This is a genomic window from Pseudonocardia sp. GCM10023141 (assembly GCF_042653605.1).
The window spans coordinates 1-16,351 of the sequence record NZ_JBHSIR010000068.1; the positions used below are offsets into that span (position 1 = coordinate 1).

The window sequence follows — 16,351 nt, forward strand, 5'->3', positions numbered from 1 at the left end:
GGCATAAAAAACCAATTCATGAAAAAGCTCGACACACTGTTGAGTTCTCAAAAGACACCCGCACACCATTCGCCACCGCTGGGCGGCGCTCCGGGGCTGTGTTCTACGTCTGTGTTCCTCGCGGCCTTGGCCGAAGCAACTTTTCTAACTTACCTGGTCCTGTTCGTGGAGTCAAGCTCCACCAGGCCCAATCTCTGAAGGCTAGCACCGAGGTGCTGGACCATCCGAGGCGGTCGGCGTCGGGGGCTGACTCTGGGCCAGAGGATCTCTGTCCCGGTCTGTCGTGCTGCCCCGCTGTGGCGACTTGGAGAAAGTTACACAGGTCGGTTTGGGGCCGTCAAACCGGGGGTACCTTTTTCGCATCCGCGCTGGTCAGAGGCCACTTTGGGGCTCATCCGGCCGCGACGGCCCGCGCACCGGCCAGGTTGCGCTTCCCCCGCCGGACGACGAGCCACCCGCCGGGAAGCAGGTCGGACTCCGCCGGTACCCACGCCTCGTCGGGCACCTTCGCGTTGTTGACGTACGCCCCGCCCTCCCCGACGGCACGGCGCGCGGCTCCCCTGCTGTCGGTCAGACCGGTGGCGACGAGCAGGTCGACGATCGTGGGGCGCTCCCCCAGCTCGATGAGGGCCGTCGGCACCTCCGACAGCGCCGCGTCCAGCGTTCCGGCGTCCAGCTCCCGCAGGTCACCGCGCCCGAACAGCGCGCTGCTGGCGGCGATCACCTGCTCGGTCTGGTGCTCCCCGTGCACGAGCGTGGTGAGCTCGGCGGCGAGCCGGCGCTGCCCGGCGCGCAGATGCGGCCGCTCGGCGACCTCCCGCTCGAGCTCCTCGATCTCCTCGCGCGACAGGAACGTGAACAGCCGCAGGTAGCCGCCCACATCGGCGTCGGCCGTGTTCACGAAGTACTGGTACCAGGCGTACGGCGAGGTCATCCCGGGGTCGAGCCAGACGTTGCCGCCGCCGGTGGACTTCCCGAACTTGCGCCCCTCGGCATCCGTGACGAGCGGGGCGGTGAGCGCGTGGACGGCCGCGCCCTCCACCTTCCGGATCAGCTCGACCCCGCCGATGATGTTGCCCCACTGGTCGGACCCACCCACCTGGAGCGCGCACCCGTACTGCCGGTAGAGCTGCAGGTAGTCCTGGCTCTGCAGCAGCAGGTAGCTGAACTCCGTGTACGACATGCCCTCGTCGGCGAGCCGGCGCTTGACCGTCTCCCGCGCCAGCATCACGTTGATCGAGAAGTGCTTCCCGACGTCGCGCAGGAAGTCCAATGTGGTCTGCTGGCCGGTCCAGCGGAGGTTGTTCTCGACGATCGCCCCGGTGGGCGTGTCGTCGAACTCCACGAACCGCTCGAGCTGGCCACGGATCCGCCCCGCCCAGTCGAGCACCGTCTCGGCGCTGTTGAGCGACCGCTCGCCGACGTCGCGAGGGTCGCCGATCATGCCGGTGGCTCCCCCGGCCAGCACGATCGGCCGCGCTCCCGCCTGCTGGAAGCGGCGCAGCGTGAGCAGCGGCACGAGGTTCCCCGCGTGCAGGCTCGGCGCCGTGGGGTCGAACCCGCAATAGAGAGTGAGGACCCCGGCCGCCAGCTCACGCCGCAGCGCGTCGCGATCGGTGCTCTGCGCGATGAGGCCGCGCCATTCCAGGTCCTCGAGGATGTCCGTGCTCACAGCACCGATCCTTGCGCATCCCGGCCGGCCGGTGTGCGACCGGCCGGGCGGCAAGGTGGGACGGGAGCTGCTCAGGCGGCGCCCACGCTCGCGTTGAGCTGCGCCGGGAGCTTGTCGAGCACCTCGGGCAGGCTCAGGACGCTGCCGAACGAGAGCGCGGCCGACATCCGGTCGTCGAGGGTGATGATGTGGTTGTCCTTCACGGACTTCAGCGCCGGGTAGCCGGAGAGCCCCGCGAACGCCTTGCGCTCCGCGTCGCTGCTCGTGATGACCACGACCGCGTCGGCGGTGTCGAGCAGGGCCAACTGCTCGGTGCTGATGTCGGCGTAGAACTTGTCACCGGCCAGCTTGTCGAACTCCGCGGGCACCGGCATGCCGATCGCCTTGAAGAACTGGGCGCGCAGGTCCTGCTGACCCCACACGAAGTAGTTCCCGCCCGCGGTGCTCGGCCGGGCTCCGGCGACGGTCTTGCCGACCAGCTTGGGGAACTGCGACTTGACCGCTGCGAGCCGGCCTTCGAGATCGGTGACGAGCTTGTCGGCCTCGGCGCTCTTGCCGAGCGCGGCGCCGGTCATCCGGGTGGCCTGCTGCCACGGCGTGCCGTAGTCGACGAACTCGGCGGGCTGGCTGATGGTCGGCGCGATCTTCGAGAGCAGGTCGTACTGGTCCTTGGTGAGGCCTGCCGAGATCGCGACGATCAGGTCGGGGCGCAGGGCCGCGATCGCCTCCGGCTTGAGCTCGGTGAGCTGCAGCACCTCCGGCTGCTGCCCCTGCAACTTGTCCTGTGCCCATGGCCAGGTCGCCGACGGCTGCATGCCGGTGAACTCCCGGATCGCCACCGGCACCACACCGAGCGCGAGGATCGCATCCTGGTCGGTGTAGCCGAGCGAGACGACCCGCTTGGGTGCGGCCGGGACGTCGGTGGTGCCGAACTTGTGCGTGACGTGCGCCGGGAACGCGCCGGGGGCGGTCGGAGCCGATCCCCCCGCCGCGGGTGTGCCGGACGACCCGCAGGCGGTTACGGCGAAGAGGGTGGCGAGGGCGAGGGTGAGCAGTCGCCACGAGTGGCTGCGAGGTCCGTTCACGGACGTAGGTTAGGCTTACCTACACCGCCGTGTCCAGCAACGATGCCCAGAAACCTTCACAAAACGTGCGGCGAAGATCACGTCACCGGGGCGCCCCGCCCCGGCCGGTACGGGCTGACGGCCGGCGAGCGGTCCACCCAGAACCGCCACGGCAACAAGTGCGCGGCCGCGACGCCCACCCGCGGGCCGCTGCGGACCAGCGCCGGATCCACCGGTGGCGCGGCGAGCAGCCGCACCGGCGACGCCGGATCCGTCAGGTCGACGCCGTTGGTGCTGCGGTCGAGCCCGAGCAGCGCCGCGAGCCGGGCCGGCCCCCTGGCCAGATCCACCGACCGCCGCGCGGTGGGCCGGCGCGCGTGCGCGAGTGCGACGTCGGACACCACCTCACCCGCGCGCAGCAGCACCCCACCCGATTCGCCCTCGGCGAGGCAGGTGACGTTGGCGCAGAAGTGCATCCCGTACACGAAGTAGACGTACAGGTGCCCGGCCGGACCGAACATCACCGCGTTGCGGGGTGTGGGCCCGCGGAAGCTGTGCGACGCGGCGTCGTCGGAGCCGCGGTAGGCCTCCACCTCGACCAGGCGCACCGCGACCGGACCGTCGGGGGTGTCGGCCTCCAGGGTGCATCCCAGCAGGCGCACCGCCGCGCGGAGCACGTCGTCGACGAGCTCCGCGCGGTCCAGCATCGCTCCGGGGAGCAGCGGGCTCGTCAGCTCTGACCCTGCTGGGCGAGCGCCAGCTTCACGCACACCACGACGCCCGCCATGGCCTTCTCGACCTCGTCGAGCACCGGGAAGGTGGGCGCCAGCCGGATGACGGCGTCCTCGGGGTCCTTGCCGTACGGGTGGGTGGCTCCGGCGGGCGTGAGGACGATGCCCGCGGCCTTGGCCAGCCCCACGATCGACGACGCCGTGCCGGCCGGCACCGTCAGCGTCACGAAGTACCCACCGGTCGGGGTGGTCCACGTGATGCCGTTCACGTGGGCGAAGTGCTCGGTGAGGATGCGCTCCACGGCGGCGAACTTGGGCGCGATGATCTCGCGGTGCTTGCGCATGTGGTCGGCGACACCGTCGGCGTCGCGCAGGAACATCGCGTGGCGCAGGTGGTTGACCTTGTCCGGCCCGATGGTGCGCTTGGCGGTGAGCGCCAGCCACCACGCGATGTTGGCAGGTGACGCGCCGAAGAACGCGACACCGGCGTTGGCCAGCGTGATCTTCGACGTGGAACCGAAGACGAACACGCGGTCGCCGTTGCCGGCGGCGGTGGCCAGGCCCAGCAGGTCGGCGATCTCGGCGGGGGTCTCGGTGAGGTGATGCACCGCGTAGGCGTTGTCCCACATGATGCGGAAGTCGGGCGCGGCCGTGGTCATCTCGGCCAGCCGCCGGACGGTGTCGTCGGAGTACACCGTGCCGGTGGGGTTGGAGTACTTCGGCACGCACCAGATGCCCTTGATGGCCGGGTCGGCGGCCACGAGCTCCTCGACGACGTCCATGTCCGGACCGTCGGCGGTCATCGGGACGGCCTGCAGCTCGATGCCGAGCCGCTCGCACAGCGCGAAGTGGCGGTCGTACCCGGGGACCGGGGCCAGGAAGACGATGCGCTCCTGGTCGATCCAGCGCTCCTCGGAACCCGGGAGCGGGCTCAGCAGCGCCTGCACGACCGTGTCGTGCATCAGCTCGAGGCTGCCGTTGCCGAACGCGATGAGCTGCTCCACCGGCACCTGCAGGGCGCCGCTGAAGATCTCGCGGAGCTCGGTGAGGCCGTTGAGCCCGCCGTAGTTGCGAGTGTCGGTGCCGTCGGCGGCCTTGTAGTCCTCGCCGGGCAGGCTCAGGAGCGCGGTGGCGAGGTCGAGCTGGGCGGAGCTGGGCTTGCCGCGGGTCAGGTCGAGCTTCATCCCCTGCGCGACGAGCGCGTTGTACTCGGCGCGCGCCGAGCCGAGAGTGGGTCGCGCCAGGTCGGCGGGCGAAGTCATGCTGATCCTCCGGTGGGACTGAGCGATGCCTGCGAGCGAGCATCGCGACTGAATGTGGAGCGGGCCGCGGTGACGGCGTTGCGCAAGGCGTCGAGCTGTTCGGCGACGCGCGCGCCCGCCGTACCACCGCGGGCATCACGTGAGGCTATCGAGCCCGCGACCGTGAGCACCTCGCGCACCCTCGGTGTGAGCCGAGGGTGCACTGTGCTGAGCTCGGCGTCGGTGAGCTCGGCCAACCCGACGCCGCGTGCCTCGGCCGTGCGGACGCAACCGCCTGCCGCTTCGTGCGCGACCCGGAACGGCACGCCCTCGCGCACGAGCCACTCGGCGACATCGGTGGCGAGGGTGAACCCGGCCGGGGCCAGCTCGGCGAGCCGGTCGGTGTGGAACACGAGCGTGGCGATCATGCCGGCGACCGCGGGAAGCAACAGCTCCAGCTGCTCGACGGAGTCGAAGATCGGCTCCTTGTCCTCCTGCAGATCCCGGTTGTAGGCCAGCGGCAGGCCCTTGAGCGTGGCCAGCAGCCCGGTGAGGTTGCCGATGAGGCGGCCGGCCTTTCCCCTGGTCAGCTCCGCCACGTCCGGGTTCTTCTTCTGTGGCATGATCGAGCTGCCGGTGGAGAACGCGTCGTCGAGGGTGATGTAGGAGAACTCCGCCGTGGCCCACAGGATCACCTCCTCCGCGACGCGCGAGAGGTCCACGGCGATCATGGCCAGCACGAACGCCGCCTCGGCGGCGAAGTCGCGGCTGGCGGTGCCGTCGATCGAGTTGGCTGCCGAGGAGTCGAAGCCCAGCTCCTTCGCCACCGCCTCGGGATCGAGCCCCAGCGACGAGCCGGCGAGCGCTCCCGAGCCGTAGGGCGACACCGCGGCGCGCTTGTCCCAGTCCCGCAGCCGGTCGATGTCGCGCAGCAGCGCGTGCGCGTGGGCCGCGAGGTGGTGGCCCAGCAGCACCGGCTGTGCGTGCTGCAGGTGGGTGCGGCCCGGCATCGGCGCATCGGGATGGGCCGCCGCCTGCGTGACCAGCGCCTCCACGACGTCGAGCACGCCCGCACCGACCCGGCCGGCCGCGTCGCGCAGCCACATCCGGAACAGCGTGGCGACCTGGTCGTTGCGCGACCGGCCGGCACGCAGCTTGCCACCCAGCTCCGGCCCGGCGCGCTCGATGAGGCCGCGCTCCAGTGCCGAGTGCACGTCCTCGTCGTCGGGCGCCGGGCCGAACGCGCCGGACGCCACGTCGGCCTCCAGCTTGGCCAGCGCGTCGAGCATGCCGGTGAGCTCGGCCTCGGTCAGCAGGCCCGCGCGGGCGAGCACCCGCGCGTGCGCCATCGAGCCGCGGACGTCGTACGGGGCGAGCCGCCAGTCGAACTGGGTGGACTTCGACAGCGCGGCGAGCGCGTCGGCGGGCCCGGAGGCGAACCGGCCGCCCCAGAGATTGGACGACATGACTACTTCATCACTCCCGGATCGGGGTCAGGTTCTGCAGGCGTTCGGCGAGTTCGGCGCCGGTGAGGGGCTCGCGAGCGACCACCAGCAGGGTGTCGTCGCCCGCGATGGTGCCGACGACGTCGTGCAGGGCCGCACGGTCCAGCGCGCTGGCCAGGTAGTGCGCGGCCCCGGGCGGGGTGCGCAGCACCGCCAGGTTCCCACTCGCGTCGGCGGACACGAGCAGCTCCCCCAGCAACCGGCCCAGCCGGGCCGTGCCGCCCTCGATGCCACGCACCGGGCTGCCGTCATCAGGGATGACGTAGACCGGGGCACCACCGTCGGCGCCGCGCAGCTTGACCGCACCGAGCTCGTCGAGATCGCGGGACAGCGTGGCCTGCGTGGTGCCGATGCCCTCGCCGTCGAGCAGCGCCAGCAGCTCGGGCTGGCTGTGCACCTGGCGACGGCTGATCAGCTCCACGATCCGGGCCTGGCGGGAGGCGCGCGATCGACCCGACGAGGTGACCGTCATCGTCGGAGCAGCCAGGTGAGCAGTGCTTTCTGGGCGTGCAGGCGGTTCTCCGCCTCGTCCCACACCGCGCTCGCCGGGCCGTCGATCACGCTGTCGGTGATCTCGTCACCGCGGTGCGCCGGCAGGCAGTGCAGCACGATCGCGCCACTCGCGGCCCTTCCGAGCAGCTCGTCGTTGATCTGCAGCGGCCGGAACGGGCCGGTGCGGTCGAGCCCGTCGGCCTCCTGCCCCATCGACGTCCAGGTGTCGGTGACCAGCACGTCGGCACCGTCGACGGCGGCCTGCGGATCGGCGATCAGCTCGACCCCGCCACCGGTGTCGGCGGCACGGCTCTTGGCGTCACCCAGGATGTCGGCGTCGGGCAGGAAGCCATCCGGCGCGCAGATCCGCACGCGCATCCCGGCCGTCGCCCCGCCCAGCAGCAGCGAGTGGGCCATGTTGTTGGCGCCGTCACCGAGGTAGGTGAGTGTGAGCCCGGTCAGGTGCCCGAAGCGCTCCCGGACGGTCTGCAGATCGGCGAGCACCTGGCACGGGTGGAACTGGTCGGTGAGCGCGTTGACGACGGGCACGGTGGCCGCGGCCGCCATCTCGTCGACGCGCGACTGGTCCCCCGTCCGCCAGACGATCGCGTCGACGAAGCGCGACAGCACGCGCGCGGTGTCGCCGATCGTCTCGCCGCGGCCCAGCTGGCTCACCGTGGTGTCGATGATCAGCGGGTTGCCGCCCAGCTGGGCGATGCCGACCTCGAACGAGATCCGCGTGCGGGTGGAGGCCTTGTCGAACAGGACCGCCACCGAGCGCGGACCGGCCAGCGGGTGCTGCGCGTACGGGTCGGCCTTCATCGCGGCCGCGAGATCGAGCACCTCCGCCTGCTCGGCCGGGGTGAGGTCGTCGTCGCGGAGGAGGTGTCTAGGCATTGCCGGCGTCCAGGAGTCCGGGCAGCGCAGCGAGGAACTCGCCCGCCTGCGCATCGGTGAGGATCAGGGGCGGGGCCAGCCGGATCCGGTCGGGCACCGCGGGGTTGATCAGGAAGCCGGCCTCGCGGGCGGCCGTGGCCACCGCACCGGAGACCGGCTTGCGCAGCCCGATGCCGATGAGGAGGCCCGCGCCGCTCACGCCGCTGACCAGCGGGTGGCCGAGCTCCTCGACGCCGGCGGCGAGCGTCTTGCCCACGAGCGTGGTGTGCTCGAGCAGCCCGTCGGCCGCGATCGTGTCGAGCACCGCGAGCGCTGCGGCGCAGCACACCGGGTTGCCGCCGAAGGTGGTGCCGTGCTGGCCGGGCTCGAGCAGCGACGCCGCCGCCCCGATGCCGATGCAGGCACCGATCGGCAGGCCACCGCCGAGGCCCTTCGCGAGCGTGACGACGTCGGGGACGATCCCGTCGCGCTGAAAGGCGAACCACGAGCCGGTGCGACCGATGCCGGTCTGGATCTCGTCGAGCACCAGCAGCGCACCGCGGGCGGCGGTGATCTCCCTGGCCGCCTTCAGGTACCCGTCCGGGGGCGTGATCGCGCCGGCCTCCCCGAGTATCGGCTCCAGGAACACGGCTGCGGTGTCGGCGTCGACGGCCGCGTCGAGCGCGGCGACGTCGCCGTAGGGGATGTGCGAGACCCCGGGCGTCATCGGCTCGAACGGCGTGCGCTTGGGCTCCTGCCCGGTGAGCGCGAGCGCGCCCATCGTGCGGCCGTGGAAGGCGTTCTCGGCGGCGATGATGTTCGGGCGGCCGGTGCGCCGCGCGATCTTGAAAGCGGCCTCGTTGGCTTCGGTGCCCGAGTTGCCGAACAGCACCCGCGCATCGGGCTGCTCCAGCAGCGCGACCAGCCGCTCGGCCAGTGCCAGCGACGGCTCGTTGATGAAGAAGTTGGACGTGTGGCCCAGCGTGGCGATCTGCGTGCTCACGGCCTCGACGATCGCGGGGTGCGCGTGGCCCAGCGCGTTGACGGCGATGCCGGCGAGCAGATCGAGGTAGCGGCGGCCGTCGGCGTCCCAGAGCTCGGCGCCCGAGCCACGCACGAGTGTGACGGCCGGGGTGCCGTAGTTGTTCATGAGCGCGCCCTGCCACCGCGCCCCGTTGTCGCTGCTGCTCATGACGGGACCACCATCGTTCCGACTCCCTCTTCGGTGAACACCTCGAGCAGCACCGAGTGCGGCACCCGCCCGTCGATCACGTGCGCCTGGCCGACGCCGCCGCGAACGGCACGCAGGCAGGCCTCCATCTTCGGCGCCATCCCGCTCTCCAGGCCCGCGAGCATCGGCTCCAGCTCGTCGGCCGTCAGCTCGCTGATCAGCGACTCCGGATCCGGGAAGTCGGCGTAGAGCCCGACGACGTCGGTGAGGATCACCAGCTTCGCCGCACCCAGTGCCGCGGCGAGCGCGGCGGCCGCGCTGTCGGCGTTGATGTTGTAGACGGTGCCGTCGACATCGGGTGCGACGCCCGCGACCACCGGGATGCGTCCGGCGGCCACGATGTCGAGCACGGCGTCGGGGTTGACGTGCACGACGTCGCCGACCAGCCCGATGTCGACCTCCTCACCACCGACCAGCGCCGTGCGCCGTTCCGCGGTGAGCAGGTGGGCGTCCTCGCCGGAGAGCCCGACCGCGTAGGGGCCGTGCTGGTTGATCAGGCCGACCAGCTCGCGGCCGACCTGTCCCACCAGCACCATCCGGATGATGTCGATCGTCTCGGGGGTGGTGACGCGCAGGCCGCCGCGGAACTCGCCGGGCAGCCCGAGCCGGTCGAGCATGGCCGTGATCTGCGGGCCGCCGCCGTGCACCACGACCGGCCGGATGCCGGCCAGGCGCAGGAACACCATGTCGCGGGCGAACGCCTGTTTGAGCTCCTCGTCGATCATCGCGTTGCCGCCGTACTTGATCACCACGAGCTGGCCGTTGAAGCGCTGCAGCCACGGCAGCGCCTCGGCCAGTACCGCGGCCTTCTCCCCCGCACGGTGCAGGCGGGCCTCACGAGGAGTACGCACTGTTCTCCTCCACGTAGGCGTGTGACAGGTCGGTGGTGAGGATGCCGCCGACGCCGTCGCCCACACCGAGGTCGATCTCGACGAGGATCTCGGGGCCCGCGAGGTCGGCGGCATGCCGATCCCCCGCCGCCACACCGTCGCGACACATCGCCACGCCGTTGATCGTGATGGCCAGCCGCTCGGGGTCGACCATCGCCGCCGAGCGCCCGACGGCCATCGCGATCCGGCCCCAGTTCGGGTCCGAGCCGAACCAGGCGGTCTTGCACAGGTTGTCCTGCGACACGGTCCGGGCCACCGTGAGCGCGTCGGCGTCCGACCGCGCCCCGCGCACCGAGACGCTGACGCGCTTCGTGGCGCCCTCGGCGTCGGCCTGCAGCTCCTGGCAGAGCGCGGCACAGGCCGCCGTCAGGGTGCTGGTCAGCTCGTCGACCGAAACGGTGACCTCGGAGGCGCCGGACGCCAGCAGCAGCACGGTGTCGTTGGTGGACGTGCCGCCGTCGATGTCGAGGCGGTTGAAGGTCCATTCGACGGCGTTGCGCAACGCGGCCTCGCAGGTGGCGGCGTCGGCGACGGCGTCGGTGGTGAGCACCACCAGCATCGTGGCCATCGCGGGCGCGATCATGCCCGAGCCCTTGGCGAACCCGCCGACGCTCCAGCCGTCGTCGTCGACGATCTGCACCTGCTTGGGCCGCGAGTCGGTGGTGAGCACGGCCGTGGCGGCCGCCGTGCCGGCGACAACGGTGTCGGCGAGACCGGCAACCGCCTTCTCCAGCCCCGCCAGCACCTTGGCGCGGGGCAGCTGCTCGCCGATGATCCCGGTGGAGCACACCGCGATCTCGCCCGCGCCGCAGCCGAGCAGCTCGGCGGCCTTCTCCGCGGTGGCGTGGGTGGTCTGGAAGCCTTCGGGGCCGGTGCAGGCGTTGGCTCCGCCGGAGTTGAGGACGACCCCCCGCAGCGCGCCGCCGGCGAGGACCTGCTGGGACCAGAGCACCGGGGCGGCCTTGACCTGGTTGGTGGTGAACAGGCCGGCGGCGGCGTGCTGCGGACCGTCGTTGACGACCAGCGCGAGGTCGAGCCGCTCCCCGTCCTTGATCCCCGCCGCGAGGCCTGCCGCGCGGAAGCCCTGAGGTCCGATGATCGTCACGGTGCGACTCCTACGAACGGCAGGCCGGTGGTCTCGGGCAGCCCGAGCGCGAGGTTCATGCACTGGATGGCACCGCCCGCGGTGCCCTTGGTGAGGTTGTCGATGGCGGCGACGGCGACCATGCGCCCGGCGTCCGCGTCGACGGTGACCTGCAGCTGCACGGTGTTGGCGCCCAGCGTCGCCGCGGTCGTCGGCCAGCTGCCGGTCGGCAGCAGGTGCACGAACGGCTCGTCCGCGTAGGCCTTCGCGTAGACCTCGGTGACCTCCTCCGCCGTCGCGGTGGTGGCCGCGGAGCAGGAGGCGAGGATGCCGCGGGGCAGCGGGGCGAGCACCGGGGTGAAGCTCACGCTCACCGGCGCGCCGGCGGCCGCCGACAGGTTCTGGATGATCTCGGGAGTGTGCCGGTGCAGGCCACCGACGCCGTAGGCCGACAGCGAGCCCATCACCTCCGAACCCAGCAGGTGCGGCTTCGGTGAGCGACCGGCGCCGGACGTGCCCGAGACCGCGGTGACGACGACGTCGTGGTCGACGATCCCGGCCTGCAGCGCGGGGAACAGCGCGAGCGAGGCGACGGTCGGGTAGCACCCGGGCACGGCGATCTGCCGGGCACCGCGCAGCGCGTCGCGGGCGCCGGGGAGCTCGGGAAGCCCGTAGGGCCATGCCCCGGCGTGCTCGCCGCCGTACCAGCGGACCCAGTCGGCCGGGTTGGTCAGCCGGTGGTCGGCGCCGCAGTCGATGACGACGACGTCATCGCCCAGCTGCGCGGCCACCTCCGCGGACCGGCCGTGCGGCAACGCCAGGAAGACGACGTCGTGGCCGGCGAGCACCTCCGGCGTCGTGTCCTGCACGATGCGCTCGGCGAGCGGCAGGAGGTGCGGCTGGTGCGCGCCCAACGGCGTGCCCGCACTCCCTCCGGCCGTCAGAGCACCGATCTCCACATCGGGATGTCCCAGCAACAGCCGGAGCAGCTCTCCACCGGCATATCCACTCGCACCCGCCACCGCGATTCGCACCACGTGGATGATTATGCACGCCGTTGCAACTCAATACGAGACCGGGGACGGCGCGGGCCGGCTTCCGGGAGCGTCACCGGGCTCGTCGCCTTGAGCGTGCGCAGCACCGGGGCGGTCTCGAGGGTGCGGATCCCTGCAACGCTCCCCAGCCGGTGGGTCAGGTAGTGGTGCAGCGCAGCGGGGTCGGCGCAGATCGCCTGGGCCAGCAGGTTGGTGGAGCCCGTGGTCGCCGCCACGACGGCGAGCTCCGGGTGCGTGGCCAGCGTCGTGGCGACCTCGCCGAGACGATCGGGCGCCACGGCCATCCACAGCATCGCCATCGTGGTGGCACCGAGTTTCGCAGCGTCGATCTCGACGTCGTAGAACAGCGCGCCGCTCGCCTCGAGGTCGGCCAGCCTCCTGGCAACGGTGGCGGGCGTCGCGCCGGAGGCCGCTGCCAGGTCCGCGAGGCTCGCCCGGCCGTCGCGCAGCAGCGCGGCCAGCAGCGGCGCATCGCCCGCGGCCGGTCCGCGTGGCGAGCTCGCGGGCCGGTCCGGCCGGTCCGTCGGCAGGAGCAACGCTCGCTGCCGCTCGTCGAGCACCTCGGTGCGGCCCCGCCACGCCGTGGGGCCGCCGAAGTAGGTGTGCAGCATCAGGTGCGCCGACACCGCGGTGATGCCGGCGGTGCGCGGGATGTCGCGCAGCAGCAGGGCATGCTCGTCACCGGCGGGGATGTGGATCATCGCGAAGATCTCCGTGCCGCCGGACGTGAGCTTGACCCAGGTGGTGTCGGGCCGCCTGGCCAGCGCCGTGGCCAGGTCGAGCGCGGCGTGGGGCGCCGCCGTGACGCGGACCGTCCACTGCTGCGTGCCGACCCGGTGCGGGACGTCGATCAGCCCGACGACGCGCAGCCCAGCCGTGGCCCGCAGCTGCCGGTAGCGGCGGGCGACGGTCTGGGTGGAGACGCCCAGCACCGACGCGATCCGCGTGAAGCTGGCCCGCCCGCTGATCTGCAGCGCCTGGACCAGCCCACGGTCGACGTCGTCGAGCATGGGTGAATCCTGCACCTCCGACGTCAACGATGGAAGAAATCATCGAGGTCAACGGCGTGGCTGGATCAGCGGTGGCACGGCACGCAGTCTCGGTACCGGTCACCCACGCCAGGAGGAAGACATGCCCCAGACGGTGTCGCTCGCGGAGACAACCGGGTACCGGTGGCGCTGGTGGGCACTCGCGGCGCTGCTCGTCGCGGAGGCGATGAACCTGCTCGACACCACGATCGTGCAGGTGGCAGGCCCGACGATGCACGCCGACCTGGGCGGTCCGGCGGCGGTCATCCCGTGGTTCAGCACCGCGTACACGCTGCCGTTCGCAGTGCTGTTGATCACCGGTGGTCGGCTCGGCGACATCGCGGGACGGCGCCGGGTGTTCCGGATCGGCGTCGTCGCGTTCATGGTGGCGTCGATCGCCTGCGCGCCGGCTCCGTCGGTGGGACTGCTGATCGCGTTCCGCGTGGTGCAGGGCGCCGCCGCCGCGGTGATCATCCCCCAGACGATCGGGCTGATCCGGACGATGTTCGCGGGCGCGGAGATGGGCCGGGCGCTGGGCACGATCGGGCCGGTGATGGGGCTCGCGGCCGTCTGTGGGCCGGTGCTGGGCGGCGTGCTCACCCACGCCGACCTGTTCGGCTCGTCGTGGCGCGCGGTGTTCCTGGTGAACGTCCCGCTGTCGGTGGCCGTGCTCGCGCTCGCGCCGCTGCTGCGGGAGAACCGGGCGCCGCAGCGCCCCGGCCTCGACCCGCTCGGCACCCTGCTGGCGACGATCGGCACGGCGCTGATCGTGTACCCGCTCGTCTCGTCGACCGGGATGGCGGCGCTGAGCTGGATCGGGGTGGCCGCTGGGCTTGCCGTCCTCGTCCTGTTCGGGGTGCAGCAGCGCCGCAGCAGGGGGCGCGGCCTCGTGGAGGTCAGCCTGTTCACCCACCGGGTGTTCCCGGCCGCGCTCGCCACGTCGCTGCTGTTCTTCGCCGTGACGTCCGGGCTGACGCTCGTGGTGGTGCTGCACCTGCAGCTCGGGCTCGGCGCCGACGTGCTCACGGCCGGGCTGACGCTGCTGCCGTGGTCGGTCGCGATGGGCGTGACGTCCTGGGTCACCGGCGCGTACCTGGTGCCGCGGTTCGGGCGCCGCCTCATGCCCGCGGGACTCGCGATCGCGTTGGCCGGGGTGGCCGCGTGCGACGTGGCGTTCCCCGGTGCGGCGTCGGGGCCGCGGCTGGTGGCCCTGGGCGTCGTCGGGGCCGGGGTCGGGGTGTTCACCACCTCGTTCTTCACCACCGCGCTGCAGGCGGTGGCGCCGCAGGAGGTGGGCTCGGCAGCCGGGCTGCTCAACGCCGCGCAGCAGCTCGGCGCGACGCTCGGGGTGGCCGTGCTCGGCAGCGTCTACCTGTCGGGATCGGGCACGCAGGCGGCGTTCTGGATCGCGGGTGCGCTGCTGGTGACGACGGTCGCGACGAGCGCACTGATGCGCTCGGCGTAGCGGGCGACGCTAGAGTGCGGCCCATGACGGGGCTCGTCGAGCAGGCCCGCGCCGGCCTCGCCGAGCTGGCCGATCCGGTGGCCGCGGAGCAGATGCGGGCCTACATGAAGTCGCCGATGCCGTTTCGCGGTGTGCCCAAACCGGCGCGGGACCGGCTGCTGCGGGTGCTCGTCGCGGAGCACCCGCCCGCCGATGCCGACGCGCTGCGCGCCGCGGTCACCGCGCTGTGGACGGGGGCGCGCTACCGCGAGGAGCGCTACCTGGCGCTGAGCCTGACGAGCCACCGCCGGTACGAGCGGCTGCTCGACCTCACCTGGTTGCCGGTGTGGCGGAAGTGGATCGTCGAGGGCGCGTGGTGGGACTTCACCGACGAGATCGCCAACCGGCGGATCGGGCCGCTGCTGCGCGCTCACCCCGCCGAGCTGCTGCCGACGCTGCGGGCCTGGGCCGTCGATGCCGACCGGTGGCTGCGCCGCACGTCGATCATCTGCCAACTCGGCTCCCGCGGCGACATCGACCTCGACCTGCTCACGGCCACGATCGAGGCGAACGTCGACGATCCCGACTTCTTCCTCCGCAAGGCCATCGGCTGGGCGCTGCGCCAGCACGCCAAGACCGACCCGGACTGGGTGCGGGAGTTCGTCGCGCAGCATCCGGGGCTGTCCCCGCTGTCGCGGAAGGAAGCGCTCAAGCACGTCGGGTGATCGTCTCGATGCGGCCGGGCCGTCCTGGGTGCTCGACGGCGCCAACCCCATGGCCACCGCGCCGACGTCCCAGCATCGGCGCGGCGGCTACTTGATTGGCGCGGTGGAGAAGGCGCCCGACCGCGCCAACCTGTTGGCCACCGCGCCGACGTCCCAACATCGGCGCGGCGGCTACTTGATTGGCGCGGTCGCTCGGGCCGTTACCCACATCGCACGGAGGAATGATCGGCATCGATCGGTCGTTGGCGCCGTTCGTGGAACTCGGTGTGCACACGTTCGCAGACGTCAGCCTCGACCCGGACGGCGTCGGGCCCGCGCAGCGCGTGCGTCAGCTCGTGGAGGAGATCGCGCTGGCCGACGAGGTCGGTCTCGACGTGTTCGGCGTGGGTGAGCACCACCGCCGCGACTACGCCGCATCGGCTCCGGCGATGCTGCTGGCGGCCGCGGCCGAGCGCACCTCCCGGATCCGGCTGACCAGCGCCGTCACCGTGCTGAGCTCGGACGACCCGGTCCGGGTCTTCCAGCAGTTCGCCACGCTCGACCTGCTCTCGGGCGGGCGCGCCGAGATCATGGCGGGGCGCGGCTCGTTCACGGAGTCCTTCCCGCTGTTCGGTTACGACCTCGCCGACTACGACGACCTGTTCGCCGAGAAGCTCGACCTGCTGCTCGCGATCCGCGAGTCCGAGCGTGTGACGTGGTCGGGGCGGCTGCGCGCACCGATCGACGACCAGCCCGTCTACCCGCGCCCGGTGCAGGACCCGCTCCCGGTCTGGGTGGCGGTGGGCGGCAACCCGCAGTCGGTGGTGCGGGCGGGCCTGCTCGGCCTGCCGCTCGCGCTCGCGATCATCGGTGGGGAGCCCGCCCGGTTCGCCCCGCTCGTGGACCTCTACCGCCGCGCCGCCGCGCAGGCCGGGCACGACGTGCCCGCGATCGGCATCAACATCCACGGTTTCGTCGCCGACACCTCGCAGCGCGCCGCCGACGTCTACTACCCGGCGCACTCCGAGGTGATGAACCGGATCGGCCGCGAGCGCGGCTGGGGCCCGACCGACCGCCGCGCGTTCGACGCCCAGACTGCGCTCGAGGGTGCCTACGCGGTCGGCGACCCCGACCGGCTCGTGGAGAAGCTGCTGTACCACCACGAGCTCTTCGGCCACCAGCGCACCATGATCCAACTGGCGATCGGCACCGTGCCCCACGCGGACGTGCTGCGCGCGATCGAGCTGCTCGGCACCGAGGTGGCACCGAAGGTGCGCGCCGAGGTCGCCCGGCGCGCACCCGCCACGACGGCGTCCTAGCTACCGGCGTACTGG

16 protein-coding genes are annotated in these 16,351 nt (G+C 72.1%); 4 read left to right on the plus strand and 12 right to left on the minus strand.

Annotated features, from left to right (window positions below; translation table 11 throughout):
* Window positions 1–198: hypothetical protein (locus tag ACFPFQ_RS39390; protein ID WP_379628307.1), on the plus strand; the 198-nt coding region annotated here is incomplete at its 5' end.
* Between the two features lie 193 nt (window positions 199–391).
* Here ACFPFQ_RS39390 and tyrS read toward each other — a convergent pair.
* The 12 genes from tyrS to ACFPFQ_RS39450 form a co-directional block, all read right to left on the minus strand.
* Complete coding sequence (tyrS, locus tag ACFPFQ_RS39395) at window positions 392–1,672, minus strand: tyrosine--tRNA ligase (RefSeq protein WP_379628309.1); 1,281 nt, start codon at window positions 1,670–1,672, stop codon at window positions 392–394.
* A 71-nt stretch (window positions 1,673–1,743) separates the two neighbouring features.
* Window positions 1,744–2,757 (minus strand): iron-siderophore ABC transporter substrate-binding protein, encoded by a 1,014-nt coding sequence (locus tag ACFPFQ_RS39400; RefSeq protein WP_379628311.1) that lies wholly within the window; start codon window positions 2,755–2,757, stop codon window positions 1,744–1,746.
* 77 nt (window positions 2,758–2,834) lie between these two features.
* A complete protein-coding gene (locus ACFPFQ_RS39405; RefSeq protein ID WP_379628313.1) occupies window positions 2,835–3,443 on the minus strand; it encodes a DNA-3-methyladenine glycosylase in 609 nt (202 codons plus the stop codon).
* Between the two features lie 23 nt (window positions 3,444–3,466).
* Complete coding sequence (locus ACFPFQ_RS39410) at window positions 3,467–4,729, minus strand: aminotransferase class I/II-fold pyridoxal phosphate-dependent enzyme (RefSeq protein WP_379628315.1); 1,263 nt, start codon at window positions 4,727–4,729, stop codon at window positions 3,467–3,469.
* Window positions 4,726–6,174 carry an argininosuccinate lyase gene (gene argH, locus ACFPFQ_RS39415; protein ID WP_379628317.1) on the minus strand — a complete coding sequence of 483 codons (1,449 nt, stop codon included), beginning with the start codon at window positions 6,172–6,174 and terminating at the stop codon, window positions 4,726–4,728. Before argH ends, ACFPFQ_RS39410 begins: the two co-directional genes overlap by 4 nt.
* Window positions 6,175–6,184: 10 nt before the next feature.
* Entirely contained in the window at window positions 6,185–6,685 is a 501-nt protein-coding gene (locus ACFPFQ_RS39420; protein WP_379628319.1) for an arginine repressor, read from the minus strand.
* Entirely contained in the window at window positions 6,682–7,602 is a 921-nt protein-coding gene (gene argF, locus ACFPFQ_RS39425) for an ornithine carbamoyltransferase (RefSeq protein WP_379628321.1), read from the minus strand. Before argF ends, ACFPFQ_RS39420 begins: the two co-directional genes overlap by 4 nt.
* Complete coding sequence (locus tag ACFPFQ_RS39430) at window positions 7,595–8,773, minus strand: acetylornithine transaminase (protein WP_379628323.1); 1,179 nt, start codon at window positions 8,771–8,773, stop codon at window positions 7,595–7,597. The genes argF and ACFPFQ_RS39430 overlap by 8 nt, the downstream gene beginning before the upstream one ends.
* Window positions 8,770–9,663, minus strand: a complete 894-nt coding sequence (gene argB / locus ACFPFQ_RS39435) for an acetylglutamate kinase (RefSeq protein WP_379628325.1) — start codon at window positions 9,661–9,663, stop codon at window positions 8,770–8,772. The genes ACFPFQ_RS39430 and argB overlap by 4 nt, the downstream gene beginning before the upstream one ends.
* Window positions 9,647–10,807 (minus strand): bifunctional glutamate N-acetyltransferase/amino-acid acetyltransferase ArgJ, encoded by a 1,161-nt coding sequence (gene argJ, locus ACFPFQ_RS39440; RefSeq protein WP_379628327.1) that lies wholly within the window; start codon window positions 10,805–10,807, stop codon window positions 9,647–9,649. The genes argB and argJ overlap by 17 nt, the downstream gene beginning before the upstream one ends.
* Window positions 10,804–11,829 carry an N-acetyl-gamma-glutamyl-phosphate reductase gene (gene argC / locus ACFPFQ_RS39445; protein WP_379628626.1) on the minus strand — a complete coding sequence of 342 codons (1,026 nt, stop codon included), beginning with the start codon at window positions 11,827–11,829 and terminating at the stop codon, window positions 10,804–10,806. Before argC ends, argJ begins: the two co-directional genes overlap by 4 nt.
* Window positions 11,830–11,831: 2 nt before the next feature.
* Window positions 11,832–12,851: an Lrp/AsnC family transcriptional regulator gene (locus ACFPFQ_RS39450; protein WP_379628329.1), complete on the minus strand. Its 1,020-nt coding sequence runs from the start codon at window positions 12,849–12,851 to the stop codon at window positions 11,832–11,834.
* A 121-nt stretch (window positions 12,852–12,972) separates the two neighbouring features.
* On the opposite strand from ACFPFQ_RS39450, the gene ACFPFQ_RS39455 reads away from it, so the two are divergent.
* The 3 genes from ACFPFQ_RS39455 (at window position 12,973) to ACFPFQ_RS39465 (ending at window position 16,336) form a co-directional block, all read left to right on the plus strand.
* On the plus strand, window positions 12,973–14,334 hold the full coding sequence (locus tag ACFPFQ_RS39455) for an MFS transporter (protein ID WP_379628331.1): 1,362 nt from the start codon (window positions 12,973–12,975) through the stop codon (window positions 14,332–14,334).
* Between the two features lie 23 nt (window positions 14,335–14,357).
* Window positions 14,358–15,038: a DNA alkylation repair protein gene (locus ACFPFQ_RS39460; protein ID WP_379628333.1), complete on the plus strand. Its 681-nt coding sequence runs from the start codon at window positions 14,358–14,360 to the stop codon at window positions 15,036–15,038.
* 221 nt (window positions 15,039–15,259) lie between these two features.
* Entirely contained in the window at window positions 15,260–16,336 is a 1,077-nt protein-coding gene (locus tag ACFPFQ_RS39465) for an LLM class flavin-dependent oxidoreductase (RefSeq protein WP_379628334.1), read from the plus strand.
* Window positions 16,337–16,351 lie beyond the last annotated feature (15 nt).

What these genes read in the sequence shown, in the direction of transcription:
- ACFPFQ_RS39405 (WP_379628313.1), bottom strand. Translation starts at nt 3,443, where the DNA reads ATGCTGGACCGCGCGGAGCTCGTCGACGACGTGCTCCGCGCGGCGGTG.
- ACFPFQ_RS39410 (WP_379628315.1), bottom strand. Translation starts at nt 4,729, where the DNA reads ATGACTTCGCCCGCCGACCTGGCGCGACCCACTCTCGGCTCGGCGCGC.
- argH (WP_379628317.1), bottom strand. Translation starts at nt 6,174, where the DNA reads ATGTCGTCCAATCTCTGGGGCGGCCGGTTCGCCTCCGGGCCCGCCGAC.
- ACFPFQ_RS39420 (WP_379628319.1), bottom strand. Translation starts at nt 6,685, where the DNA reads ATGACGGTCACCTCGTCGGGTCGATCGCGCGCCTCCCGCCAGGCCCGG.
- argF (WP_379628321.1), bottom strand. Translation starts at nt 7,602, where the DNA reads ATGCCTAGACACCTCCTCCGCGACGACGACCTCACCCCGGCCGAGCAG.
- ACFPFQ_RS39430 (WP_379628323.1), bottom strand. Translation starts at nt 8,773, where the DNA reads ATGAGCAGCAGCGACAACGGGGCGCGGTGGCAGGGCGCGCTCATGAAC.
- ACFPFQ_RS39450 (WP_379628329.1), bottom strand. Translation starts at nt 12,851, where the DNA reads ATGCTCGACGACGTCGACCGTGGGCTGGTCCAGGCGCTGCAGATCAGC.
- ACFPFQ_RS39455 (WP_379628331.1), top strand. Translation starts at nt 12,973, where the DNA reads ATGCCCCAGACGGTGTCGCTCGCGGAGACAACCGGGTACCGGTGGCGC.
- ACFPFQ_RS39460 (WP_379628333.1), top strand. Translation starts at nt 14,358, where the DNA reads ATGACGGGGCTCGTCGAGCAGGCCCGCGCCGGCCTCGCCGAGCTGGCC.
- ACFPFQ_RS39465 (WP_379628334.1), top strand. Translation starts at nt 15,260, where the DNA reads ATGATCGGCATCGATCGGTCGTTGGCGCCGTTCGTGGAACTCGGTGTG.